Raw genomic sequence first — 22,791 nt, forward strand, 5'->3', positions numbered from 1 at the left:
CGGCCAGCCAGCGGCCGCCGGCCCGCGCAGCGCCGGATCGTCCGCCTAACTGGGGGCGAACCGGCGCGGTTTCAAGAGGCGCGCCGCGCGACGCCGTCGAGATAGCGGCACAGGAACGCCGCCAGTTCAGGATCGCCGCAGTTGGCGATATTGAAGCGCATCCAGGTGGTCGGCGACTGCTGCGGCGAAAACAGACTGCCGGGCGTCAGCAGGAAGCCGGCTTCGTGACCCGCGGCCGCCAGCGCGCCGGCGTCGACGCCAGTGTCGGCCCACAGAAACATGCCGGCCGAAGGGGTCAGAAACAGCTTCATGCCGGTCTTTTCCAGCATCCGCACGGACTTTTCGCGCACCCCGTCGAGGCGTGCGCGCAGCCGCTCGACGTGCCGCCGGTAGTGGCCTTCGGTGAGAATCTTGTACAGCACGCGCTCGTTCAGCTCCGGGCTCGTCATGCCGACCAGCATTTTCTGGTTGCTGACCGCCGTCGCCACGTCCGGCGCGCACGCGATGAAACCCACGCGCAGATTCGGCGCGAGCGTCTTCGAAAAACTGCCGAGGTAGATTACGCGCTTCAACTGATCGAGGCTCGCGAGCCGCGTGCCCGGATTGCTCGTCGGGCACAGATCGCCGTAGATATCGTCTTCGACGACGATGAAGTCGTACGCTTCCGCGAGGCGCAGGATGCGGAACGCCTGGGCCGCCGTCAGCGACGTGCCGGTCGGGTTTTGCAGCACCGAATTGATGACCAGCATTTTCGGCCGCCACGTCTGCACCAGCGATTCGAGCGCGTCGAGGTCGGGGCCGTCCGGCGTGTACGGCACGCCGACCAGCCGCGCGCCTTGCGACGCGAAACACCCGAACATCTGAAACCAGGCAGGATCGCCGACGATCACCGCGTCGCCCGGCTTCACGTAGATGCGCGAGATCAGGTCGATTGCCTGCGTGATGCCGGACACCATCACGATCTGATCCGGCGACGCGCCGATCTCCAGTTCCTCGAGCCGCGTCTGCAATTGCTGGCGCAGCGGCAGAAAACCCTGCGGCGTGCCGATGCCGAGCATCTGCGCACCGCTTTGCCGGCCGAGCGTGCGCAGCGCGTTGGTGATCAGGTCGCCGTCGAGCCAGCGCGCCGGCAAATAGCCGAGGCCCGGGCTCCGCTCGGGGCGCGCGCCGGTGTACAGCATGTTGCGCAGCAGCCATACGACGTCGATCTTGGTCGGCGCGGGCGCCCCTTGCGCGTGCGGGCGCATCTCCGTCACCGTGGCGCCGCCCAGCCGCTCGCGCACATAGAACCCGGAGCCGCGCCGCGATTCCAGATAGCCTTGCGCCACCAGCCGCTCGTACGCTTCGACCACCGTGAAACGCGACACCCGCTTGTCGAGCGCGAGCTTGCGGATCGACGGCATGCGCATGCCGGGGCGGAACACGCGTTCCTCGATACGGCGGCGCGCCCACTGCACGAGCTGTTCGACCAGGGTCAGCGCGGAGGTGTCGTGCGGGGCGGGAATCTGGGCAAGCGGGACGGACATGGCGGGCTCCAACTGTACAGAACAGTATCGAGTCGATTGTACCGTTACTGTGCCGGTCGTCGCCGCTACATTCGAGAAGCAGCACCGGGTGGCGACGCGGCGCGCGCGCAGCCGGACAAGGGTCCAGCCGCTCGCGGGCGTCTCCGGAGACACCGGCCCCAACCCATCCGCATGGCCCGCCGATCCGGCAAGCGGTTATGCTTACGGCCCCGGGGCAGCGCCGCCCGCACCCCTGCGCGTGTACCCGTCTGCATAGAAACCGTCTTTCCTCGATCCGCCATGACAGCCCATCCGCTCCGTCTCGATCACCTCGTGATTTCCGCGCGCACCCTCGACGAGGGCACGCAGTACGTCGCCGATACGCTTGGCGTCGCCCCGGCGGGCGGCGGCGCGCACCCGCTGATGCGCACCCACAACCGCCTGCTGAACCTGTGGGACGGCGTGTATCTGGAGGTGATCGCCGTCGATCCAGTTGCCGCGGCCATGCCGGACGCCGCCGCCGCCGACGGCGGCACGCCGCGCCCGCGCCTGTTCGCCCTCGACGACCCGGCGACGCACGCGCGGCTCGAAAACGGCCCGTACCTGTCGCATTGGGTCGCACGCGTCGAGCGGCCGAAGCGGCTGTCGCTGTGGCAGGCGCAGTACCCGCAGCGCATTGCGCCGATCGTGCCGATGGCGCGCGGCGATTTCACGTGGGGCCTGTCGGTGCCCGACGACGGCGCTTTCCCCGGCTGGGAAGGCGCGGGCGACGGCGTGCTGCCCTCGCTGATCCAGTGGGACTCACCCCGCCATCCATCGGACGCGCTGCCGGCCACCGGCATCGCGCTGAAAGCGTTGAAAGCCGTGCATCCGCAAGCCGCGCGGATCGGTGCGCAATTGCAGTGGCTCGGCGCGGCGCATCTGCTCGATTTGCAGGCCACCGAGGGCGCCCCGGCGCTCGTCGCCGAGTTTGAAACACCTGATGGTCTACGGACCCTCAAATAAGCCAGCGCGCGCGGGTCGCCGACTCGCGCGATAATTACAGTTTTGCCCAGTTCCACAGATACCAGCCGAGGAGACCATGGACCAAAGCGACTTGAAAGCCCCTACGTGGCAATTGTCCGAACGCGCGCGCAAGCTCACCAGCTCTGCGATCCGCGAGATTCTGAAGGTCACGGAGCGGCCCGAAGTCATTTCGTTCGCCGGCGGCCTGCCTTCGCCGGCCACCTTCCCGGCCGAGCGCATGCGCGAAGCCGCCGACCGGATTCTGCGCGACAGCCCCGCCGCGGCGCTGCAATACAGCGCGACCGAAGGCTATGTGCCGCTGCGCGAATGGATCGCGCAGCGCTATTCGGTGCAGGGCGCGCAGATTCGCGCAAGCCAGGTGCTGATCACCACTGGCTCGCAGCAGGCGCTCGATCTGCTCGGCAAAGTGCTGGTGTGCCCGGACAGCGCGGTGCTGGTCGAAACCCCGACGTACCTCGGCGCGCTGCAATCCTTCTCGATGTACGAGCCGCGCTACGTGCAGGTGGCGACCGACGACCAGGGCCTGATCCCCGCCGCGCTCACGCCGGAGCTGACAAAGGGCGCGCGCCTCTTGTACGCGCAGCCGAACTTCCAGAATCCGACCGGCCGCCGTCTGCCGATCGAACGCCGTCGCGCGCTCGCCGAATTTGCGAAGACCGCGCCGTTCCCGGTGATCGAAGACGACCCGTACGGCGCGCTCGACTACGCGGGCGAACCGCTGCCCACCATGCTGTCGATGGCGCCGGATCACATCGTCTATCTCGGTTCGTTTTCGAAGGTGCTCGCGCCGGGCCTGCGCGTCGGCTTCATCATCGCGCCCGAGGAGCTGATCTTCAAACTCGTGCAGGCGAAGCAGGCCACCGACCTGCACACGCCGAGCTTTACGCAGCGCATCGTGCACGAGGTGATCAAGGACGGCTTCCTCGACACGCACGTGCCGACCATTCGCGAGCTGTACCGCGATCAATGCGCGGCAATGCTGGCTTCGCTCGAACGCTACATGCCCGAAGGCGTAAGCTGGAACCGTCCGGAAGGCGGCATGTTCATCTGGGTGAAGCTGCCCGCGCAGATCGACAGCATGAAACTGCTGGAAGAGGCTGTCGCGCAGAACGTCGCGTTCGTGCCGGGCGGTCCGTTCTTCGCGGACCAAGCGCAACACAACACGCTGCGTCTGTCGTTCGTCACGGTGCCGCCGGCGAAGATCGATGAAGGCGTCGCGCGTCTGGGCGCGCTGATCCGCGCGAAGATCTGAGCGCTCGTCGCGCGATCTTCACGCGGCTCGCGTGAGCGAATTCCACTACTGAATCGAGGACACACCATGGCTCAAACGAATGTGTACGACAAGCTCAAGGAACTGGGCATCGAACTGCCCGTCGCCGGCGCGCCCGCAGCCGCCTATGTGATGAGCGCGCAAAGCGGCAACACGGTGTACCTGTCCGGTCACATCGCGAAGAAGGACGGCAAGGTGTGGACGGGCAAGCTCGGCGCCACGCTCGGCACCGACGAAGGCAAGGCCGCGGCGCGCTCGATCGCCATCGACCTGCTCGCCACCCTGCACGCGCATGTAGGCGATCTGAACCGCGTGACCCGCATCGTCAAGCTGATGAGCCTCGTCAACTCGACACCCGAGTTCACCGAACAGCATCTGGTCACCAACGGCGCGTCCGAACTGGTCGCCGACGTGTTCGGCGAACGTGGCAAGCACGCGCGCTCGGCGTTCGGCGTCGCGCAGATCCCGCTCGGCGCGTGCGTCGAGATCGAGATGATCGCTGAAGTCGAGTAACGGACTCGCAACAGCAAAACGCATAGAAGAATCGGCGCCGGCAACTCAATCAGCATCGCTGGCGGTGTAACCCGGCAGTTCGTTCAGAACGCGTCGCGAAGTGTTGGCCACTCGCGGCGCGTTTTGCATTTGTGCAAAGGTGGATCGTTGCCGCGCCAGCGGATAGAATCCGCGAATCCCGTTCAACCGTTTGATTCGCTGGACCGAGCCCCATGCCTGCACGCACTGTTCGCTTCAAACAAGTCGACGTGTTCACGTCGGTGCCGCTCAAAGGCAATCCGCTTGCCGTCGTATTCGACGCCGACGCGCTCGATGCGCAACAGATGCAGGCCATCGCACACTGGACCAATCTGTCCGAAACGACTTTTCTCCTGAAGCCGACCGACCCGGCCGCCGACTATCGTGTGCGGATCTTCACCACGCACGGCGAATTGCCGTTCGCGGGTCATCCGACGCTCGGCACAGCGCATGCATTGCTCGAAAGCGGCTATCAGCCGAAACAGTACGGCAAGATGGTCCAGCAATGCGGCGTGGGACTCGTCGAACTCGAAGCGCTGACCGAAGCGGCCAATACGACCAACACGGCCGATCAGGCACACGGCACGTGGGCCTTCGCCGCGCCGCCCGCACGGGTCACGCCGCTCGCGGCGGATCGCTACGCGGCGCTGTCTACGGCTTTGCGTAGCGACGCGATCGACTTCAGCGCCGCGCCCTGCGCGGTCGACAATGGTGCGCCCTGGCTCGTGGTCCGTCTGAATTCGGCGCGCGATTGCCTCGCGCTCCAACCCGACAGCGCGGCGCTCGCCGAACTCGTGTACTCGGTCGACACGCATGGGCTCGCGGTATACGGCCCGCACGACGCCGATGGCCCCGCGACCTTCGAGGTGCGCTGCCTGATGGCGGGCGGCAGCTTCGGCATGGGTGAGGACCCTGTCACCGGCAGTGCCAATGCCGCGCTCGCCGGCCTTCTGAGCGCGCAGCAGCGGCGTCCGGGCAAACGCTACACCGCGCGTCAGGGCACCGTGCTGGGCCGTGCCGGACAGGTCTCGGTGCATTACGACGACGCACGCGGCAAGACGTGGATCGGTGGCTCGTCGGTGACGATTATCGACGGCACGTTTTTGCTGCCGTGACTGCGAAGAATCGCAAACAGCATCGATGAGATGCAATCAGCGCGGCGCGCGCAATGAATGCATATGCGCCCGCTGCTTGAGCCTGCGGATTCGAATACCGCGCGCCGCATCTCGCCGCGCTTGACCACAAAAAGCCGCATCGATTTAACGATTGATGCAACCGGCATTACAGCGGACCTTCGAGACTTGGCACACCTGAACACCGAACCCGATGAAATATTCAAAACGAGTGTCATGTCGCGAGCGCAAGACAGCTCGCGCCGCCTGCAAATCCAATCGCAGCGGGCGATCCGCCGCGCCAGCGTATACCCGATGCCCGGACCCTTCCTTAATCCAGTGGCATTAAGTAATATCGAAACGTACCCGATGACCTGTGGACGGTCAGGCCAGGCATGGCACCACGCCTGCTCCTTGCGCAGCAGTTCCGGCACCTTGGTCACCATGCAGCCATCCATGAAATCAGCGCAGTCGCAACACGTGTGTTTGCAGCCTGCTGGCACTCAGGTACGGACCGCCCAATGAGCCCATCCCCCCGCTTCGCCGACCAGCGCGAGGTCAAACCTCGCCGCGATCCGGTCGTGACGCGCCGGCGGGCTTTGCTCGTCATTCCCGCACTCGGCGTGCTTGTCCTGATCCTGCTTTGGACCGTGATCTTCGCGCGCCTGTCGGTCGAAAAAGAAGCGACCTATCGTGAAGCAATGGCCTCCGCTGCCATTCTGTCCGCGGCGCTGGAGCAACACACGATCAAGGCCATTCACCAGGTCGACCAGATCACCCGCTTTGTCAAATACGAGTTCGAGAAAACGCCGGATCAATTCGATCTGTCCAGCACGGTCGAAAAAGGCGTCGTGCAAAGCGAGACTCTGGTGCAGGTTTCGTTGATCGATGAGCACGGCAAGCTGATCGCCAACACGGCCGAACTCAACCCCAAGCACATCGACCTGTCCGACCGCGAACACTTCAAGGTCCACGAACACGAGAACGACGACCAGCTGTTCATCAGCAAGCCGGTGCTCGGCCGTGTGTCCGGCCACTGGACCTTGCAGATGACGCGGCGTCTGAATCATCCGGACGGCTCCTTCGCCGGCGTCGTGGTGGTCTCCGAAGACCCGAGCTACTTCACCTCCGACTTCTACAACAACGCGGCGATCGGCCGCGAAGGCGTGATCGCGGTGATCTCGGACAACGGCACCGTGCTCGCGCGGCGCACCGGCAGCGCTGAAATGGCCCACGGCACATTCTCGGCGAGCGGCTCGTATCCGACCTCGGAACATGTATCGGGCACCTATGTCGATTCGATCGACAACGTCGCGCGCATCGTCTCGTACCGGCACATCGATGGCTATCCGCTCGGCGTGCTGGTCGGTCTTTCGCAAGCCGAAGAATTCGCGGACTACAACCACACGCGCAACGTCTATCTGCTGATGGCGGGCTTCATCTCGCTCGCGATGCTGAGTTTCTTCGCGGTCGCGACCGGCTTGATCGGCAAACTGCTCGGGCGCGAGCGCGAGATGACGCATCTGGTCGAATACGATCTGCTCACCGGCTTGCGCAATCGCTATGCGACGCTGCAATCGCTGCGGCACGACGTGGCGCAACCGGCCAACCTCGGCCACCTCGCGATCCTCTTCATCGATCTCGACAACTTCAAGACCGTCAACGACACGCTCGGCCACAACGCCGGCGACATCGTGCTGCAAATGACCGCCTCGCGGCTCGCCACCGCGGTTGGCGACGGCGGTGCGTTAAGCCGCATCGGCGGCGACGAGTTCGTCGTCGTGATCAAGGGCGATGACGTCGAGAAGCGCGCGGTCACGCTGGCCGAGGCCGCCGCCGAAGCCTTCGCGAAACCCTTCGAAGTACGCGGCAGTTCGTTCGTCCTGCATGCGAGCATCGGCATCGCGCTGTATTCGGTGGCCAACGAGAGCGAGATCGACCTGCTGAAAAAAGCCGACCTGGCGATGTACAGCGCGAAGGACGCGGGCAAGAACTGTTACCAGTTCTATTCGCCGCACCTGTCGCATCGCGCGGATCATTTGATGAAGTGGGAGCAGCAGCTGCGCGTGGCGCTCGCCGAAGGGCAACTGTTCCTCGCCTATCAGCCCAAGATCGATCTGACCGCGCGCTGCATCACCGGCTTCGAGGCACTGGTGCGCTGGAATCATCCGCAACACGGCCTGATTCCGGCGAACGAATTCATTCCGGTTGCTGAATCGACCGGCCTGATCGTGCCGATCGGCGACTTCGTGATCGACACCGCCTGCCGCCAGCTGGCGCTCTGGCAACAGCAGGGCTACGATACATTGTCGCTCGCCGTGAACATCTCGGCGGTGCAGTTCTGGCGCGGCGATCTGTACGAAACCATCTCGCATGCGATCGAGGAAACCGGCATCTCCGCGCGCCGCCTCGAACTCGAAATCACCGAGACGGCGATGATGGAATATCCCGAACTGGTGTCGGAGAAAATCTTCGCGTTGAAGCGCCTCGGCGTGCGTATCGCGCTCGACGACTTCGGCACCGGCTATTCGTCGCTGTCCTATCTGAACCGCTTTTCAGTGGACACGCTGAAGGTGGATCGTTCGTTTGTCCAGGCAATTCCCGGCGACCGCAGCGTCTGCGTGATGGTCACCGCAATCGTCAATCTGGCGCGTTCGCTCGGACTGACAGTGGTGGTCGAAGGCACCGAAACCGAGGAGCAGATCGCATGGCTCGCCGCGCTGGGTCATATCGAGGCGCAGGGTTTCCTGTTTTCGCGCCCGGTGCCGGTGGAAGCGATCCCCGCGCTGCTCGACCGCTTCGGTGTATGCGGGATGACGGGCCGCCGCGCCGCGCATGAAACCGACCGCACCCGTAGCGTCTCGAGCACCAACGACTAGCGCGGCCCCGCTCGCCCTTGCGCCGGAAAACCGGCTACGTTCGCGCTGTACTACGTCACAGTGTGATGCCGGCCGCGAGCCGCATCATGCCAGACACCAATCATCCAGAAGGCGGGCGCCCGCGTGCCGGGCCCCCGTGGCGCCATGCAGACGATCACGAGCCAGGATGCTGTCAGACGAGGAGAACGAGAACCGCTATGGACGCTGTTTCGGGTCGTGTTCGGCCTGTCGGCGTTGTCGTGGGGCGGTCTCGCGCTGATGGCGCAACTCGAACATCACTACGTCGAACGGGAGGGGCGGCTCTCGCGGGTCGCGTTCTCCGATCTGATCGCGCTGGCGTGGATGGTGCCCGGCCCGGTAGGATGCAACGTCGCCGTGCAACTGGGACACGCGCTGCGCGGACGTTCCGGCGCATGGGTCTCGGGCATCGCCAGCGTGCTGCCCTTCTTCATGCTGATGACGCTGTTCGCGATCTTCTACCGCTCGCCGCTCGTACGCGTAGCCGCTTCGCAAACGCTGCTCAATCACTTCAGCGTGGTGCTGGCCACGCTGATCGCGATCACCTGGTACAAGCAGACGCGCGCGCTGGTGCGCGGCAAGCTCGAATGGATCGCGGCGGTGCTGGGCTGCGTGGCGCTCTTTTATGCGCACAGCGCCGCCGCTTATGTCGTGATGCTGGGCGCGGCCTTCGGCGCCGGATGGTTCGTGAGCCCGGTGCGCGACAGCCGCCTCGTGGTATCGCTGCGGCGCGGCGACTGGCAGATGCTGAGCGCGCTATGCGTGTTGCTGATGCTGTTCGCGCTGCCGTTGCCGAATCGCTATGAACTGGCGCTATTGTGGCCGCGCCTCGCCGGTGCCGGCATGACCTTGTTCGGCGGCGGCTTCTCGGCGTTGCCGGTGCTCAAGACGCTGTTCGTCACGCCGGCGGTCGGCATATCGGATAACGACTTCACGCTGGCGTTTTCTCTGTCACCGCTCTCGCCCGGACCGCTGTTGAACGTGGTGCCGTTCTTTGGCTACCTGGTGGACGGCTGGGCCGGCGCGGTGCTTGCGACGCTCGCGCTGTTCGTGCCGTCGGGCTGCCTCGTCGTGCTGGCGCAGCGGCATCTGCATCAGTTAAAGGCGAATCCGCGCTTCGAGCACGGCATGAGAGTTCTGCGTGCGATGACCACCGCGTTCCTCGTGGTCGCGGTGCTGCGCCTTGCCGCGCATGTGCCGTTCAAACCGGTTTATCTGCTGACCGCGCTGTTCTCCGCGATGTGCTTCGGCAAGCTCAAGGTGCCGGTGTACATCGTGTATGGAACGGTGGCGGTGGTGTGCGGGCTGTGGCTGGCCTATGGCGCGCTGCCGTGAATAGCAGCGGCGTTAGCAGTGACAGAGACAGCGGCAGCCAAAGCCAAAGCGGCAATGGCAACGCCCCCGCACAACCCCAGCCTCAGAACCCGCGCGACAGCACCGCGACGCCGATCGTCACGACGCCGAGCACGATATTGATCAGCACCAGACGCCGCACCGTGCCCACCGCCCGCGCGCCGTCGGGCCATTTCTGCGCCTGCACCGCGCGGCGAATGCGCGGGAAAACCGCAAAGCGGATATGCCCGAAGATCAGCATCATCACGATGCCGAGGCCAGCCATGGCGTGCAACGGCCAGGTGGCGTGACCGCCGCCGAACTGCATCAGCAGAAAGCCGCCGCTGAGGAGAATCACCAGCACCGCCGCGGCGACCCAATTGAAGAAACGGCCGAACACCGACTCCCACAACGGCAGGCGCAACTGCGGCGAAAGATCGGCAATGGCCGGGCGCAAGCAGAAATGCGCGAACACCATGCCGCCCACCCACACCGCAACCGCGAGCAGATGCAGAAAGAGTGCGAGTTCGATAGCCTTGATCATGTTGTTTTCCTCTCCCGACGACGCCGCACCGCCTCGGCGATTGCTATGGATTGGCAGCGGCTGTTGAGCGCGTTCGACCGCGCACTGTGCACGCAGTTCCGGGCGCCCGCGGCTTTCCCGTCGATTTGTAGTTGTTATTGCAGCGCGCCCGATGCCGCGACGCCACCGCCCCCCGCTCTTTTACTACGCACCACGCTCTTTATCTACCGCGCATGACGAGCGCCTTGCATGCTATCAGACGCTCGCCGCGCACCAGCATCAATTTCGTCAAGCCGCCGGTACCGGACGCATGCCGTCGAGCTTCATCTTGCTCTCCGGCGCACGACCCTTGCGCGCGCGCTTACCGACATGCGGCGCGAGCGCGGCGCCGCTCAGCTTCTCTTCGTCCACGCGGCCGCCGCGGCGCGTGCCGATCAGCATTACGCCCGCCTGGTTGATCGCCAGCGCCTGCAGCAGCGTTTCGTTGTCGTCGAGCGCCATCAGCGTGACGCCGCGTCCGCCGCCCGACAGCGTCTTCATCTCGTCGAGGCCGAACACCAGCAAACGCCCGCCCGACGACAGACACGCGATCTGCACGGCGTCGGGCAGCATCGGCATCGGCGCGAGCGGCGCGGCGCCGGCGTCGATCGTCATGAACGACTTGCCGGCCTTCACACGGCTCACCATGTCGCCGACCTTCGCGACAAAGCCGAAACCGTTGCTCGACGCGAGCAGCAGCGCCTGCTCCGACGAGGCCGCGTAGTAGTGCATCAGGTGGCTGCCCGACTCCAGTTCGATCAGCGACGTGACCGGCACCCCGTCGCCACGTCCGCCCGGCAGCAAGGCCACCGCGACCGAATAGACGCGCCCATTGCTGCCCCACGCGACCAGCGTGTCCGGCGTGCGGCACTGAAACGCCGCGTACAGCCCGTCGCCGGCCTTGAACGTGAAGCCCGCCGTATCGAGCCCGTGGCCCTTCAACGCGCGCACCCAGCCCTTTTGCGACACCACCACCGTGACCGCTTCGTCGACCACGCGCGCTTCGAAGGTCGCGCGCTTTTCCTGCTGGATCAGCGTGCGGCGCTCGTCGCCGTATTGCTTCGCGTCGCCCTCGATTTCCTTGATGAGCAGGCGCTTCATCGCCGATTCGCTGCCGAGCAGTTCTTCGAGCCTGGCTTTCTCGTCGCGCAGTTCGGCCAGTTCCTTCTCGATCTTGATCTTTTCGAGCCGCGCCAACTGACGCAGGCGAATTTCGAGAATATCCTCGGCCTGGCGATCGGACAGCCCGAACGCGGCCATCAACGCCACTTTCGGCTCGTCCGACTCGCGAATGATGCGGATGACTTCGTCGATATTCAAAAAGACGATCATCCGGCCTTCGAGGATGTGAATCCGGTCGTCGACCTTCGACAGACGATGACGCGTGCGGCGCGTGACCGTGGCGAAACGGAACGCGATCCACTCGTGCAGGATTTCGCTCAAGCCCTTCTGACGCGGACGGCCGTCGCCGCCGACCATCACCATGTTCAGCGACGCGTTCGACTCCAGGCTCGTATACGCGAGCAGCGAATTGACGAACTCGGTCTGATCGATGCGGCTCGACTTCGGCTCGAACACGAGACGCACCGGCGCGTCCTTGCCGGACTCGTCGCGCACCGCGTCGAGGAGGGCCAGCATGGTCTGCTTGGTCTGCAACTGCTCGGGCGTCAGCGTCTTCTTGCCGAGTTTGATCTTCGGATTGGTCTGCTCTTCGATTTCCTCGAGCACCTTCTGCGCGGCCGTATTCGGCGGCAGTTCGGTGATCACCAGTTGCCACTGGCCGCGCGCGAGGTCTTCGATCTTCCAGCGCGCGCGCACTTTCAGACTGCCGCGGCCGGATTCGTAGGCCGCGGAGATTTCCGCCTCGCTCGAAATGATCTGGCCGCCGCCGGGGAAATCCGGCCCCGGAATGTGTTGCATCACCTCGGCATGCGAGAGCTTCGGATTGCGGATCAACGCAACCGCCGCCGCGGCGACTTCGCGCAGATTGTGCGACGGGATTTCCGTCGCCAGCCCGACCGCGATGCCCGACGCGCCGTTCAGCAGCACGAACGGCAAGCGCGCCGGCAGCGTCTTCGGCTCCTGGAACGAGCCGTCGTAGTTCGCCATGAAATCGACCGTGCCCTGGTCGATCTCATTGAGCAGCAGTTTCGCGATCGGCGTAAGACGCGCTTCCGTGTACCGCATGGCCGCCGCGCCGTCGCCGTCGCGCGAGCCGAAGTTGCCCTGGCCGTCGATCAGCGGATAGCGCATCGAAAAGTCCTGCGCGAGACGCACCAGCGCGTCGTATGCCGACTGATCGCCGTGCGGGTGATACTTGCCCAGCACGTCGCCGACCACGCGCGCGGACTTGACCGGCTTCGCGTTGTCGCCGAGACCCATCTCGTTCATCGCGAACAGGATGCGGCGCTGCACCGGCTTCTGGCCGTCGCAGACGTCGGGCAACGCGCGGCCCTTGACCACGCTGACCGCGTATTCGAGGTACGCGCGTTCCGCGTAGTTGCCGAGCGTCAGAAAGTCGCCTTCCGGGGGGGGCGGCTCGGTGAAAAGGTCGAGAGTGTTGTCGTCGTCCATCTAGATTCCGTATCCGTGTTTGGCTTGAAGTGTGTGCGGAGGCAGAGCGCGATGGCGCGCTCAGATGTCCGCTTCCACCTCGTTGCCCTTTTCTTCCAGCCAGCTGCGCCGCGACGCCGCTTCACCCTTGCCCATCAGCATCGTCATGCGCGCGACCGTGGCGTCGTAGTCGAGCTCGCCCAGCGCGACCGGCTGCAAGCGCCGCGTGTCGGGGTTCATCGTGGTGTCCCACAGTTGCTCCGCGCTCATTTCGCCGAGGCCCTTGAAGCGGCTGATCGACCATTGCGTGTCGCGCACGCCGTCCTTGCTCAGCTTGTCGAGAATCGCTTCGAGTTCGCCTTCGTCGAGCGCGTACAGCTTCTGCGCCGGCTTCTTGCCGCGCGCGGGCGCGTCGACGCGAAAGAGCGGCGGACGCGCGACGCACACATGGCCGCGCTCGATCAGTTGCGGAAAATGTTTGAAGAACAGCGTGAGCAGCAACACCTGGATGTGCGAACCATCGACGTCCGCGTCCGACAGAATGCAGATCTTGCCGTAACGCAGATTCGACAGGTCGACCTTGTCGTCCGGGCTGTGCGGATCGACGCCGATCGCCACCGAGATGTCGTGCACCTCGTTGTTCGCGAACAGGCGGTCGCGCTCGGTTTCCCACGTGTTCAGCACCTTGCCGCGCAGCGGCAGGATCGCCTGGTATTCCTTATCGCGGCCCATCTTCGCGGAGCCGCCCGCCGAGTCGCCCTCGACGAGGAACAGTTCGTTGCGGCCGATTTCCGTCGACTCGCAATCGGTCAGCTTGCCCGGCAGGACGGCGACGCCGGAGCTCTTGCGTTTCTCGACCTTCTGCCCGGCGCGCGTGCGCGCCTGCGCCTGCTTGATGACCAGGTCCGCGAGTTTCTTGCCGTGCTCGACGTGCTGATTGAGCCACAGCTCGAGCGCCGGCCGCGCGAACGACGACACCAGCTTGACCGCGTCGCGGCTATTCAACCGCTCCTTGATCTGCCCTTGGAATTGCGGATCGAGCACCTTCGCCGACAGCACGAACGACACGCGCGCGAACACGTCTTCCGCGAGCAGCTTCACGCCCTTCGGCTGGAGGTTGTGCAACTCGACGAAGCTCTTGACCGCCTGATACAGACCGTCGCGCAAACCCGACTCGTGCGTGCCGCCCGCGGGCGTCGGAATCAGGTTCACATACGACTCGCGCATCAGCGTGCCTTCCTCGCTCCACGCGACCACCCAGGCGGCGCCCTCACCTTCGGCAAACGTCTCTTCGCTCGCGCGGGAGTTTTCGACGTAACGCTCCCCCTCGAACAGCGGGATCAGCAGGTCGCTGCCGTTCATCCCTTCGAGCAGATAGCCGCGCAGGCCGTCCTCGTATTTCCAGCTTTGCTGCTCGCCGGTTTTCTCGTTGATCAGCGTGACTTCGACGCCCGGCAGCAGCACCGCCTTCGAGCGCAGCAGACGTTGCAGTTCGCCGAGCGGCAGGTTCGGCGAGTCGAAGTATTTCGGGTCGGCCCACGCGGTGACGCGCGTGCCGGATTTCTTGTCGCCCTTCGCGGCGGCCCGCACTTCGAGCTGCTTCGCGACGTCGCCGTGGGCGAAGCTCAGTTCGGCGACCTTGCCGTCGCGCCACACGGTGACGTCGAGGCGCGTGGACAGCGCGTTGGTGACCGACACGCCGACACCGTGCAAGCCGCCCGAGAACGTGTATGCGCCGCCGGCGGCCTTGTCGAACTTGCCGCCCGCGTGCAGGCGCGTGAACACGATCTCGACGACCGGCACGCCCTCTTCCGGATGCAGGCCGAACGGAATGCCGCGGCCGTCGTCTTCGACCGAAACCGAATGGTCCGCGTGCAGCGTGACCGTGATTTGCCGGCCGTAGCCGCCGAGGGCTTCGTCCGACGCGTTGTCGATGACTTCCTGAATGATGTGCAGCGGATTCTCGGTGCGGGTGTACATCCCGGGCCGTTGCTTGACCGGCTCCAGGCCCTTCAACACCTTGATCGACGCTTCGCTATACGCGGCGTTTGGCTTTTTCGTAGACATGGTTGACTCGGGTGCGTCGGTTCATCGTTGTCCACAGGTCCTGTGGACAGGTCCGTGGACAATGCGTTGAGTTTTCAAAAAAAGCGAAACGAAACAACGGGGTTAGGTGGAGTGCCCGCAGTGCGGGCAAGCTGTTTTGTCGCGCGGCTTCCCGTTGGCGCGCCCGACGGCGCTCACTGCCACCACAAGGCCGTTGCGAACGCGGGGGGAAGCCTGTTCGCGGGGTATTTTACTGATTTCGATAACGGCGGCAATTGACCATTCGGGGGATTGGCCGTCTGGATAAGGTTCGGCGGGCGCTATGCACGGACGGGCGGCGGCCGGCGCGACACGACTCGTTACCTGCCGCGCCGCTATGCTGCCCGATGCTCCGCATGGCTTTTGTACCTGTGATTCAGCTTGCTGTCGCGGCGCGCCGAGCCCGCGCCGCGCTTCACTTGCGCCGGTTTTCCAGCTCGTCCCAACGCTCGAGCGCGATCAGCAGCTCTTCTTCGATCTCGGCGTAGCGCTCGGTTAGACGGGTACCTTCGCGCGGGTCTTTCGCGAACACCGAACCGTCTTCGAGTTGCGCGCCGATGGCTTTCTGCTCGGCTTCGAGCTCGGCAATCGCCTTCGGCAGCGCATCCAGTTCGCGCTGCTCCTTGAACGACAGCTTGGCCGCGCGTTGCTGTGGGTTGCGGGCCGCGGAATTGTCTTTGGCCAGCGCCGCGTCTTTGGCCGCTTCCTTGCCGGCCGCTTTCTGCGCGTCCAGCGCGAACTGCTGCGAGCGGTCGCGCTGGATCTGCCAATCCGTAAAGCCGCCGACGTACTCGCGCCACTTGCCCTCGCCCTCCGACGCGATCACCGAGGTCGCGACGTTGTCGAGAAACGCGCGGTCGTGGCTGACCAGCAGCACCGTGCCGTCGTATTCGGTCAGCAGTTCTTCGAGCAGTTCGAGCGTGGGAATGTCGAGGTCGTTGGTCGGTTCGTCGAGCACCAGCACGTTGGCCGGACGCGCGAACAGACGCGCGAGCAGCAGGCGGTTGCGCTCGCCGCCCGACAGCGACTTGACCGGCGAACGCGCACGCTCCGGCGCGAACAGGAAGTCGCCGAGGTAGCTCATCACGTGCTTCTTCTGGCCGTTGACTTCGACCCACTCGCTGCCCGGGCTGATGGTGTCGGCAAGGCTCTTTTCCAGATCGAGCTGCGCGCGCATCTGATCGAAATACGCGACCTGCAGATTGGTGCCGACGCGCACCGTGCCCTCGTCCGGCGCGAGTTCGCCGAGGATCATCTTGAGCAGCGTGGTCTTGCCGGCGCCGTTAGGACCGACGAAGCCGATCTTGTCGCCGCGCATGACCGTGGCCGTGAAGCTGTCGACCACCGTGCGCGAGCCGTAGCGCTTGGTCACGTCGGTCAGCTCCGCGACGATCTTGCCGGACTTCTCGCCCTGGCCGACGTCGAGCTTGACGTTGCCCTGCACGTTGCGGCGCTCGGCGCGCTCGTTGCGCATCTGCACGAGCCGCGCGATCCGGCCGACGCTGCGGGTGCGGCGCGCTTCGACGCCCTTGCGGATCCACACTTCTTCCTGCGCGAGCAGCTTGTCGGCCTTGTCGTTTTCGACGCGTTCAATTTCCAGTTGCTGCGCCTTGCGCGTCTGGTACGCGGAGAAATTGCCCGGATACGACAGCAGACGCGCGCGATCCAGTTCGACGATGCGCGTCGCGACGCGGTCGAGGAACGCGCGGTCGTGGGTGATGAACAGCAGGCCCGCGCGCAGCGAGACGAGCAGTTCTTCGAGCCAGCGGATGCCGTCGAAGTCGAGGTGGTTGGTCGGCTCGTCGAGCAGCAGCACGTCCGGCTGCACGACCAGCGCGCGCGCCAGCGCGACGCGTTTTTGCATGCCGCCCGACAGCGAGCCGACCCGCGCCTCGCCGTTCAGGCCGATCTGCTGCAGCGTGGTGGCCACGCGGGTGCTCCAGTTCCACGCGTCCGACGTGTCCAGCGACGATTGCAGCGTGTTCATGCGCGCCATCAGCGCGTCGTGCTGCGCGCCTTCGGGCTCATCGGCGAGCTGGTTGGCGACCGCGTCGTATTCGTCCAGCAGCGCGCGCGCGTGCGTGAGGCCGGCGGCGACCGCATCGAACACCGTGTCGTCAGTGTCGAACTCGGGCTCCTGCGGCACGTAGACCGTGCTCAGATTCTGCTGACGCGAGATGAGGCCGTCGTCGGGCTTCGTGAGGTCGGCGACGATCTTCAGCAGCGACGACTTGCCCGCGCCATTGCGTCCGATCAGCCCAACGCGTTCGCCCGCTTCGAGAGAGAAATCCGCGTGATCGAGCAACGCGACGTGACCGAACGCCAGTTGGGCGCCGGTAATGGTGTAGAGCGACATGGAGAATTGGAGAAGACAGCGATGAGTCGGAACTGCCCATTGTACCGGGCGCGCGGCCGGGTGCCTGTCTGCCGGAAGAGATAGGCCGAATGGTCGGCTTGTGCGGCACGCACGCGGCAGTGGTGAACGTCGGCGGCGGGCTCGGCGGCGGACTGAGGGCGAACCTCGCGCCAGCCGCCCGGGACGCCGACTGGCCTAACGGACGGCTGGCTGTCGCCGCGCGCGCCCGGTTGGTGATCCAGGGCAGCGAGGCAGCTTACTTCACGTGCACCGTGATGGTCTTGCTCATTTCCGGACCGTACGACCGATGCGCGCCGTCGCCGAATTGCAGCGTCAACGTATGGTCGCCCGGCGGCAGGGTTAGATCGGTCGCGGTCTGGCCCTTGCCGAAGTGCAGCGACTTGTCGTTGGCGGGAATCACCTCGCCCTTGGGCAGCGGCTTGCCGTCGATCAGCAGATGATGATGGCCCGTGCCTTCCGTCATCGTGCCCGCCGGAGCGATCTTCATGCCCTCCACGCCGAACACGACGTGCACCGGATTGCTGACGCTCGCGCCATCCGCCGGCTGCACGAAGGACACGCTCGCGGCCTGTGCCACGCCCGATACGGCGAGCAATCCGGCCAATGCGGCACCAGCCAGCCACTTGTGGTTGAACATCGTTGTTCTCCTTTCAGGAAACGGGAGCCAGACGCGGGATCTGCCGGTGATGGCAAGCGCGACGCGCCTGTTGCGGTCGACTGAGACCGATCGTCGCATTTCATGCCGGATGCGATGCGCGCCTGTCTATTCACTTAGCTGCGGATCACAGCATACATCCTGTATGCGACGTGGTCCGTCCAGTGGGTGCCGGAGGGTTCCAGACCCGTTGCGGCGGCGCCGCAACGGTCGCTCAAGGGCGGATTGACAAACTCCGGTAATATTGCAGGTTGCCGCGCTGCCTAAAAAAGGGGCAGATTGAGCGGAACATTGCATTGAATTATAGAAGAGTGCGTCGTGAACGAAGTAATTGAAGTGACAGAGTACAAGAGCTGGGTCTGCCTGATTTGCGGCTGGATCTACAACGAGGAAGAAGGCCTGCCCGAAGAAGGCATCGCGCCGGGCACGCGCTTCGCCGCGATTCCGGAAGACTGGCGCTGCCCGTTGTGCGATGTCGGCAAGGCCGAGTTTACGGTTGTGGAGTTTTGAGGTGGGTTGATTGGAATGGGAGTGGCAATGCCGCCGGGCCGTTTGCCCGGTAGAACGGCCTCGCCGCCCTCCTCGCGGGCGGGCGTGTTTGATATACTCTGCGCTCGCTGGCGAATTTGGGCTCGCCCAATCTGCGCGGACCTCGTCCGGTTGCAGGGTTGCCGCGAATAGTCCGGTTCGGTCCTCTCCCTGTAGTTCAATGGATAGAACAAGTGCCTCCTAAGCGCTAGATACAGGTTCGATTCCTGTCAGGGGGACCAACCCACCACCCTCTCAACGTGCGCTGACGCATCTAAGCCTTGCGCCATGCCGTGTCGCGATCGGCGCAACCCAAAAATCTCACCAAAAACCGGTCCGCACACGTAGACCGCGCCGCGAATGCAAGACTCGCAACAGGTCAGCGCAGTTCAGGCAAGAACGCCTCAGCTTCCTTGAGCAACTTGCAAGCAGCGCGACCGGCCCTACCAAGTCACCTCATCCGGCCACGCCACCCCGTCAGGACATCATCAAGACGGCCGCTTCGGAATATTCAGCCCCCTCTCCACCGCCGGACGCGCAACGAATGCAGCCAGCGCGCGCGTCACATTCGGAAAGTTCTGAATGCCGACGAGTTCACCCGCTTCATAGAAGCCGGTTAGGTTGCGCACCCACGGAAAAGTGGCGATATCCGCAATCGAATACGAGTCGCCGAGAATCCAGTCACGCCCTTCGAGCTGCTGTTCCAACACACCTAGCAGCCGCCTCGCTTCGGCGACGTAGCGGTCGCGCGGACGCTTGTCTTCGTATTCCTTGCCGGCGAACTTATGGAAGAAGCCCACCTGGCCGAACATCGGGCCGATGCCGCCCATCTGGAACATCACCCACTGGATCGCTTCATAACGGCCCGCGGCGTCGTGCGGAATGAACTGGCCGCTCTTGTCCGCGAGGTAAATCAGAATCGCGCCGGACTCGAACAGCGGCAGCGGTTTGCCCTCCGGGCCATGCGGATCGAGGATCGCCGGGATCTTGTTGTTCGGATTGAGCGACCGGAACTCCGCCGTCATCTGATCGTCGCTGTCGAAGCGCACGAGATGCGGTTCATACGGCAGACCGGTCTCTTCGAGCATGATCGAAATTTTCACGCCATTGGGTGTCGGCAGCGAATAGAGCTGGATCCGGTCAGGATGCTCGGCGGGCCATTTCCTGGTGATCGGAAAAGCGGATAAATCGGTCATGGAACGGTGTCACCCTTGTGCGTGAGTCGTGCGAGTTGGAACGCGGAACGGGCGCGAGGCAAACGTCGTCGTGGGACGACCGGACTCGCAGAGCCGAACGCGGGACCGCCCAATATAAACCGACTCGCGTTCGCGCGTGCGAGGCCGCGTCAGCGGGCGCGAGGCGCGCACGCGAGCAGGTTGTGCTTCGCCGCCGCCTTCCGTCGAGGCCGATGAACGGGCCTCACAAAGGCAGCCCATTGACGCGATTGGACGACTCAGCAGTTCACCCAATCCGGCGCCTGAATCCGGCGCCTAACCCAGGCGGCTCAGCTACACCCCTCGCCCACACGGCCGAAAATCCCGCCTCGCTCGGCCGCAAATCGCACCCGGCCAAAAACGCTCACCACAGATCCTTGGTCGCCGTGCCGGCGCGCAAGTTATACCCTTCACGCCACAATGCCGCGCCGACCGTCAACAGCAACGTCTTCTGCTCACCGTCGAGCAATTCCCACGCGGTCGCGAGCCAGGTGGCAAAACTCGCGCAGGTGGGTTCGAGGTCGGCGGGTGTTTTGCCTTCCAGGTACTGCCGTTCGAACATCGAAAGTATCTTTTCGGGTGTCATTGGCGCTACCTCCGTGTGGGATGCGCCAAGTCTAAAGGCGACACCCGACACACGGAATGCCTTACAACGCCGATCGCGGGTTACTCCCAGGCGAAAACCGCCAGGCATCCACCGCTAGGCACCGCAAGCGACAGTAGTGTCCTCATGCATCCGCCACCCGCCCACAGAAAGCGGAAAGACAACCGGAAAACGAAAATGCCAAACAGAAAGAGGCGCCGAAGCGCCTCCTTCCGCCACCGGGCAACCAACACGCCGGCAGCAGCAATCGCGACCGCCCTTACGGCATGTTGCGCTTGGCATTGTCCTTGGCGTCTTCCTTGGCATCGCCATAGGCCTTCTGCACCTTGCCCGCGCCTTGCTGCAGGTCGCCCTTCGCTTCTCTCGCCGGGTTATTGGTAGCCTTGCCAACGGCCTCGTTGATCTTGCCCTTGACCTGTTCGCCCACACCCTTCACCTGGTCCTTGTTCATGTTCGGCTCCACTTTTCGGAATGCCGGCGCGACATTACGCCAGTATCCGTATTCAGCAACGGGTATGCCCGAGGTCGTCGGCGGCCCGATTGGCAACCGCAGCCGTCGAAAAAAAATTAATAAAACACCTAAAGTCTGACGAAACGGTGCCGTAAACGGTCCCATGGAGGAGCCATGGACCGCACACCCACTATGCTTTCCGGATCATCTCAAGCCACGCTGCACGATCGCGACATCGCGCATATTGCGCGTGTGATGGGGATATCTTTACGCGGCGACCTTGCCGGGCCGATTTTGCCGCCCGGATATTGGCGCAAGCGGCTGCACCAGTTGCTCGACAGCGGCCATCTTTCCAACGCGCAGCTCTGCACAGTCGACAGCCTCCTGCTGCAGCTCCACCAGTTCGAGATCGCGGCGCAACCCGCATTGGACGAGCCGGCGCCGAGCGCCACCGCGCTCGCGTCGCCGTACCCTTCCCGCGCCGGCTGACGCTCGCCGGGCATTTGCGCGCCGGGCTGACCGGCTGCCATTGCATCGGTCAAAAAAAGCCGCGAATGACATCGCGGCCTCAAACACACGTCGCAACGCGGAGAATTCGCGTCACGCCGACAGTCTCACATTCCGCTGTGACAAACAGATTTACCTGCCGAAATGCCCGATGCGGCGGGAAATATTCCGCCCGTGCGCGGTGAAAAACAGGAAATACGGGACGACCTTAGGTCATAATGTCCGCAAAAATTCCCAGCAAGGACGCCTGTGACACTCGCCGCATCGCTCAACCTGCTCCGGCAGGCGCGCGCCCGCTTCACTCAACGCGAAATCGCCGCGCATGTCGGCAAGGACATCAAGACGGTGCGCCGCTGGGAAAAAGGCGAAACACCCTGTCCGGCCATGCTGGAGCCGGCCTTGCGCGATCTGCTGCAGCAAGGCGCGCGGGCGACGGGCGGCGCCGCGGCCGACGCGCAGTTTCGCTTCACCGATCTGTTCGCCGGAATCGGCGGAATCCGGATGGGCTTCGAAGCGTACGGCGGCGATTGCGTGTTCACGAGCGAGTGGAACGATTTCTCCATCAAGACGTATCGCGAAAACTATCCCGGCGGCGACGCGCACACGATGATCGGCGACATCGTCTCCTTCCCCGCCGAAGACGTGCCGAATCACGACGTGCTGCTGGGCGGCTTCCCGTGCCAGCCGTTTTCGATCGCCGGCGTCAGCAAGAAGAACGCGCTGGGGCGGCCGCACGGTTTCGAATGCGCGACGCAAGGCACGCTCTTTTTCGACGTCGCGCGGATCATCGCGGCCAAGCGCCCCGCCGCGTTCCTGCTGGAGAACGTGAAAAATCTGCTGTCGCACGACAAGGGCCGCACGTTCGACGTGATCCTGCAAACCTTGCGCGACGAACTCGGCTACGAGGTGCATTACCGCGTTGTCGATGGCCAGCATTTCACGCCGCAGCATCGGGAGCGCATCATCATCGTCGGCTTTCGCGGCAAGACGGCGTTCTCTTGGGACGACCTGCGGCTGCCCGAACAGGGCCCGCGGCTCGGCACGATCCTGCATCGCACGGACGGCAGCGAACCGGTGCTGCCGTGGGACCACGACCGCTTCTTCGACCACACCGCCCAACGCGTGCAGCCGAAGTACACGCTCACACCGAAGCTGTGGGCCTATCTGCAAAACTACGCGGCGAAACACCGCGCGGCGGGCAACGGCTTCGGCTTTGGCATGGCATATCCGGATAGCGTCACGCGCACGCTGTCGGCGCGTTATCACAAGGACGGCTCCGAGATTCTGGTCTATCAGGGCGAGGCGCTGCGCCCGCGCCGCCTCACGCCGCGCGAATGCGCGCGGCTGATGGGCTTTCCCGACACCTTCAGGATTCCGGTCAGCGATACCCAGGCCTACCGGCAATTCGGCAATAGCGTCGTCATGCCGGTGATGCGCGAAGTGGCGCGCATCATGCTGCCGCATGTGCAGACTTTGCTCGCCGAGGACAACCACCATGGTTCGAAGCAGGCCGTTTCCCTGTACGCGTGAGCGGCGCCGCGCGATGGCCGCCCGGCGTCGCGGCCACCGCGCATTGCGGCAC

Annotated in this window: 21 protein-coding genes and 1 tRNA gene; 13 read left to right on the forward strand and 9 right to left on the reverse strand. The window is 64.5% G+C overall.

Annotation, left to right across the window (positions count from 1 at the left end; all coding sequences use genetic code 11):
- Nucleotides 1-71: 71 nt before the first annotated feature.
- Nucleotides 72-1,526, reverse strand: coding sequence for an aminotransferase-like domain-containing protein (locus PQR02_RS16960; protein ID WP_408232974.1), 1,455 nt, complete (start codon nucleotides 1,524-1,526; stop codon nucleotides 72-74).
- A 279-nt stretch (nucleotides 1,527-1,805) separates the two neighbouring features.
- Here PQR02_RS16960 and PQR02_RS16965 point away from each other — a divergent pair, with 279 nt between their 5' ends.
- The 7 genes from PQR02_RS16965 (at nucleotide 1,806) to PQR02_RS16995 (ending at nucleotide 9,676) form a co-directional block, all read left to right on the forward strand.
- Nucleotides 1,806-2,510 (forward strand): VOC family protein, encoded by a 705-nt coding sequence (locus PQR02_RS16965; protein WP_408232977.1) that lies wholly within the window; start codon nucleotides 1,806-1,808, stop codon nucleotides 2,508-2,510.
- Between the two features lie 76 nt (nucleotides 2,511-2,586).
- Nucleotides 2,587-3,783 (forward strand): aminotransferase-like domain-containing protein, encoded by a 1,197-nt coding sequence (locus tag PQR02_RS16970; protein ID WP_408232980.1) that lies wholly within the window; start codon nucleotides 2,587-2,589, stop codon nucleotides 3,781-3,783.
- Between the two features lie 66 nt (nucleotides 3,784-3,849).
- The gene (locus PQR02_RS16975) at nucleotides 3,850-4,314 is read left to right on the forward strand and encodes a RidA family protein (RefSeq protein ID WP_121316893.1); all 465 of its coding nucleotides are present in this window, start codon (nucleotides 3,850-3,852) and stop codon (nucleotides 4,312-4,314) included.
- Between the two features lie 212 nt (nucleotides 4,315-4,526).
- Nucleotides 4,527-5,447 carry a PhzF family phenazine biosynthesis protein gene (locus PQR02_RS16980; RefSeq protein WP_408232983.1) on the forward strand — a complete coding sequence of 307 codons (921 nt, stop codon included), beginning with the start codon at nucleotides 4,527-4,529 and terminating at the stop codon, nucleotides 5,445-5,447.
- A 63-nt stretch (nucleotides 5,448-5,510) separates the two neighbouring features.
- The gene (locus PQR02_RS16985; protein ID WP_408232986.1) at nucleotides 5,511-5,969 is read left to right on the forward strand and encodes a hypothetical protein; all 459 of its coding nucleotides are present in this window, start codon (nucleotides 5,511-5,513) and stop codon (nucleotides 5,967-5,969) included.
- On the forward strand, nucleotides 5,966-8,323 hold the full coding sequence (locus PQR02_RS16990; protein ID WP_408232989.1) for a bifunctional diguanylate cyclase/phosphodiesterase: 2,358 nt from the start codon (nucleotides 5,966-5,968) through the stop codon (nucleotides 8,321-8,323). The genes PQR02_RS16985 and PQR02_RS16990 overlap by 4 nt, the downstream gene beginning before the upstream one ends.
- 144 nt (nucleotides 8,324-8,467) lie before the next feature.
- Nucleotides 8,468-9,676, forward strand: a complete 1,209-nt coding sequence (locus tag PQR02_RS16995) for a chromate transporter (protein WP_408232992.1) — start codon at nucleotides 8,468-8,470, stop codon at nucleotides 9,674-9,676.
- Between the two features lie 82 nt (nucleotides 9,677-9,758).
- On the opposite strand, the gene PQR02_RS17000 is transcribed toward PQR02_RS16995, so the two are convergent.
- The 3 genes from PQR02_RS17000 to PQR02_RS17010 form a co-directional block, all read right to left on the reverse strand.
- Nucleotides 9,759-10,217: a CopD family protein gene (locus tag PQR02_RS17000; protein ID WP_408232995.1), complete on the reverse strand. Its 459-nt coding sequence runs from the start codon at nucleotides 10,215-10,217 to the stop codon at nucleotides 9,759-9,761.
- Nucleotides 10,218-10,484: 267 nt separating this feature from the next.
- On the reverse strand, nucleotides 10,485-12,809 hold the full coding sequence (gene parC / locus PQR02_RS17005; protein WP_408232998.1) for a DNA topoisomerase IV subunit A: 2,325 nt from the start codon (nucleotides 12,807-12,809) through the stop codon (nucleotides 10,485-10,487).
- A gap of 60 nt (nucleotides 12,810-12,869) precedes the next feature.
- A complete protein-coding gene (locus PQR02_RS17010) occupies nucleotides 12,870-14,855 on the reverse strand; it encodes a DNA topoisomerase IV subunit B (RefSeq protein ID WP_408233001.1) in 1,986 nt (661 codons plus the stop codon).
- A 54-nt stretch (nucleotides 14,856-14,909) separates the two neighbouring features.
- Between PQR02_RS17010 and PQR02_RS17015 the strand changes: the two genes are divergently transcribed.
- Nucleotides 14,910-15,113: a hypothetical protein gene (locus tag PQR02_RS17015; protein WP_408233004.1), complete on the forward strand. Its 204-nt coding sequence runs from the start codon at nucleotides 14,910-14,912 to the stop codon at nucleotides 15,111-15,113.
- A gap of 175 nt (nucleotides 15,114-15,288) precedes the next feature.
- Here PQR02_RS17015 and PQR02_RS17020 read toward each other — a convergent pair whose 3' ends face one another.
- Together PQR02_RS17020 and PQR02_RS17025 are read right to left on the reverse strand one after the other, a co-directional pair.
- Nucleotides 15,289-17,229, reverse strand: a complete 1,941-nt coding sequence (locus PQR02_RS17020) for an ATP-binding cassette domain-containing protein (RefSeq protein ID WP_408233007.1) — start codon at nucleotides 17,227-17,229, stop codon at nucleotides 15,289-15,291.
- A 256-nt stretch (nucleotides 17,230-17,485) separates the two neighbouring features.
- Nucleotides 17,486-17,887, reverse strand: coding sequence for a DUF4399 domain-containing protein (locus PQR02_RS17025; protein ID WP_408233010.1), 402 nt, complete (start codon nucleotides 17,885-17,887; stop codon nucleotides 17,486-17,488).
- A gap of 336 nt (nucleotides 17,888-18,223) precedes the next feature.
- Between PQR02_RS17025 and PQR02_RS17030 the strand changes: the two genes are divergently transcribed.
- Nucleotides 18,224-18,415 carry a rubredoxin gene (locus PQR02_RS17030; protein WP_408233014.1) on the forward strand — a complete coding sequence of 64 codons (192 nt, stop codon included), beginning with the start codon at nucleotides 18,224-18,226 and terminating at the stop codon, nucleotides 18,413-18,415.
- Between the two features lie 185 nt (nucleotides 18,416-18,600).
- Nucleotides 18,601-18,675, forward strand: a tRNA-Arg gene (locus PQR02_RS17035).
- 246 nt (nucleotides 18,676-18,921) lie between these two features.
- On the opposite strand, the gene PQR02_RS17040 is transcribed toward PQR02_RS17035, so the two are convergent.
- The 3 genes from PQR02_RS17040 to PQR02_RS17050 all read right to left on the reverse strand — a co-directional run bounded on the left by PQR02_RS17040 (nucleotide 18,922) and on the right by PQR02_RS17050 (nucleotide 20,702).
- Entirely contained in the window at nucleotides 18,922-19,629 is a 708-nt protein-coding gene (locus PQR02_RS17040) for a glutathione S-transferase C-terminal domain-containing protein (protein ID WP_408233017.1), read from the reverse strand.
- A 382-nt stretch (nucleotides 19,630-20,011) separates the two neighbouring features.
- Nucleotides 20,012-20,233: a hypothetical protein gene (locus tag PQR02_RS17045; protein WP_149671461.1), complete on the reverse strand. Its 222-nt coding sequence runs from the start codon at nucleotides 20,231-20,233 to the stop codon at nucleotides 20,012-20,014.
- Between the two features lie 277 nt (nucleotides 20,234-20,510).
- Nucleotides 20,511-20,702 (reverse strand): CsbD family protein, encoded by a 192-nt coding sequence (locus PQR02_RS17050; RefSeq protein WP_408233020.1) that lies wholly within the window; start codon nucleotides 20,700-20,702, stop codon nucleotides 20,511-20,513.
- Between PQR02_RS17050 and PQR02_RS17055 the strand changes: the two genes are divergently transcribed.
- The 3 genes from PQR02_RS17055 to dcm all read left to right on the forward strand — a co-directional run bounded on the left by PQR02_RS17055 (nucleotide 20,701) and on the right by dcm (nucleotide 22,739).
- On the forward strand, nucleotides 20,701-20,841 hold the full coding sequence (locus PQR02_RS17055) for a hypothetical protein (protein WP_408233023.1): 141 nt from the start codon (nucleotides 20,701-20,703) through the stop codon (nucleotides 20,839-20,841). The two genes, PQR02_RS17050 and PQR02_RS17055, sit on opposite strands and share 2 nt — an antisense overlap.
- Nucleotides 20,842-20,876: 35 nt before the next feature.
- Nucleotides 20,877-21,191, forward strand: coding sequence for a hypothetical protein (locus PQR02_RS17060; RefSeq protein WP_408233026.1), 315 nt, complete (start codon nucleotides 20,877-20,879; stop codon nucleotides 21,189-21,191).
- 267 nt (nucleotides 21,192-21,458) lie between these two features.
- Nucleotides 21,459-22,739, forward strand: coding sequence for a DNA (cytosine-5-)-methyltransferase (dcm, locus tag PQR02_RS17065; protein ID WP_408233029.1), 1,281 nt, complete (start codon nucleotides 21,459-21,461; stop codon nucleotides 22,737-22,739).
- Nucleotides 22,740-22,791: the final 52 nt, after the last annotated feature.

The sequence above is a fragment of the Paraburkholderia sediminicola genome (assembly GCF_046026895.1).
GTDB classification, from domain to species: domain Bacteria; phylum Pseudomonadota; class Gammaproteobacteria; order Burkholderiales; family Burkholderiaceae; genus Paraburkholderia; species Paraburkholderia sediminicola_C.

Excerpts from the sequence above, each read along its gene's own strand:
- PQR02_RS17010 (WP_408233001.1), bottom strand. The coding sequence starts at position 14,855 with ATGTCTACGAAAAAGCCAAACGCCGCGTATAGCGAAGCGTCGATCAAG.
- PQR02_RS17025 (WP_408233010.1), bottom strand. The coding sequence starts at position 17,887 with ATGTTCAACCACAAGTGGCTGGCTGGTGCCGCATTGGCCGGATTGCTC.
- PQR02_RS17060 (WP_408233026.1), top strand. The coding sequence starts at position 20,877 with ATGGACCGCACACCCACTATGCTTTCCGGATCATCTCAAGCCACGCTG.
- PQR02_RS16970 (WP_408232980.1), top strand. The coding sequence starts at position 2,587 with ATGGACCAAAGCGACTTGAAAGCCCCTACGTGGCAATTGTCCGAACGC.
- PQR02_RS16980 (WP_408232983.1), top strand. The coding sequence starts at position 4,527 with ATGCCTGCACGCACTGTTCGCTTCAAACAAGTCGACGTGTTCACGTCG.
- PQR02_RS17040 (WP_408233017.1), bottom strand. The coding sequence starts at position 19,629 with ATGACCGATTTATCCGCTTTTCCGATCACCAGGAAATGGCCCGCCGAG.
- PQR02_RS16985 (WP_408232986.1), top strand. The coding sequence starts at position 5,511 with ATGCGCCCGCTGCTTGAGCCTGCGGATTCGAATACCGCGCGCCGCATC.
- PQR02_RS17045 (WP_149671461.1), bottom strand. The coding sequence starts at position 20,233 with ATGACACCCGAAAAGATACTTTCGATGTTCGAACGGCAGTACCTGGAA.
- PQR02_RS16995 (WP_408232992.1), top strand. The coding sequence starts at position 8,468 with ATGCAGACGATCACGAGCCAGGATGCTGTCAGACGAGGAGAACGAGAA.
- PQR02_RS16975 (WP_121316893.1), top strand. The coding sequence starts at position 3,850 with ATGGCTCAAACGAATGTGTACGACAAGCTCAAGGAACTGGGCATCGAA.
- parC (WP_408232998.1), bottom strand. The coding sequence starts at position 12,809 with ATGGACGACGACAACACTCTCGACCTTTTCACCGAGCCGCCCCCCCCG.
- PQR02_RS16965 (WP_408232977.1), top strand. The coding sequence starts at position 1,806 with ATGACAGCCCATCCGCTCCGTCTCGATCACCTCGTGATTTCCGCGCGC.
- PQR02_RS17000 (WP_408232995.1), bottom strand. The coding sequence starts at position 10,217 with ATGATCAAGGCTATCGAACTCGCACTCTTTCTGCATCTGCTCGCGGTT.
- PQR02_RS17020 (WP_408233007.1), bottom strand. The coding sequence starts at position 17,229 with ATGTCGCTCTACACCATTACCGGCGCCCAACTGGCGTTCGGTCACGTC.
- PQR02_RS17050 (WP_408233020.1), bottom strand. The coding sequence starts at position 20,702 with ATGAACAAGGACCAGGTGAAGGGTGTGGGCGAACAGGTCAAGGGCAAG.
- PQR02_RS17055 (WP_408233023.1), top strand. The coding sequence starts at position 20,701 with ATGTTCGGCTCCACTTTTCGGAATGCCGGCGCGACATTACGCCAGTAT.
- PQR02_RS16960 (WP_408232974.1), bottom strand. The coding sequence starts at position 1,526 with ATGTCCGTCCCGCTTGCCCAGATTCCCGCCCCGCACGACACCTCCGCG.
- PQR02_RS16990 (WP_408232989.1), top strand. The coding sequence starts at position 5,966 with ATGAGCCCATCCCCCCGCTTCGCCGACCAGCGCGAGGTCAAACCTCGC.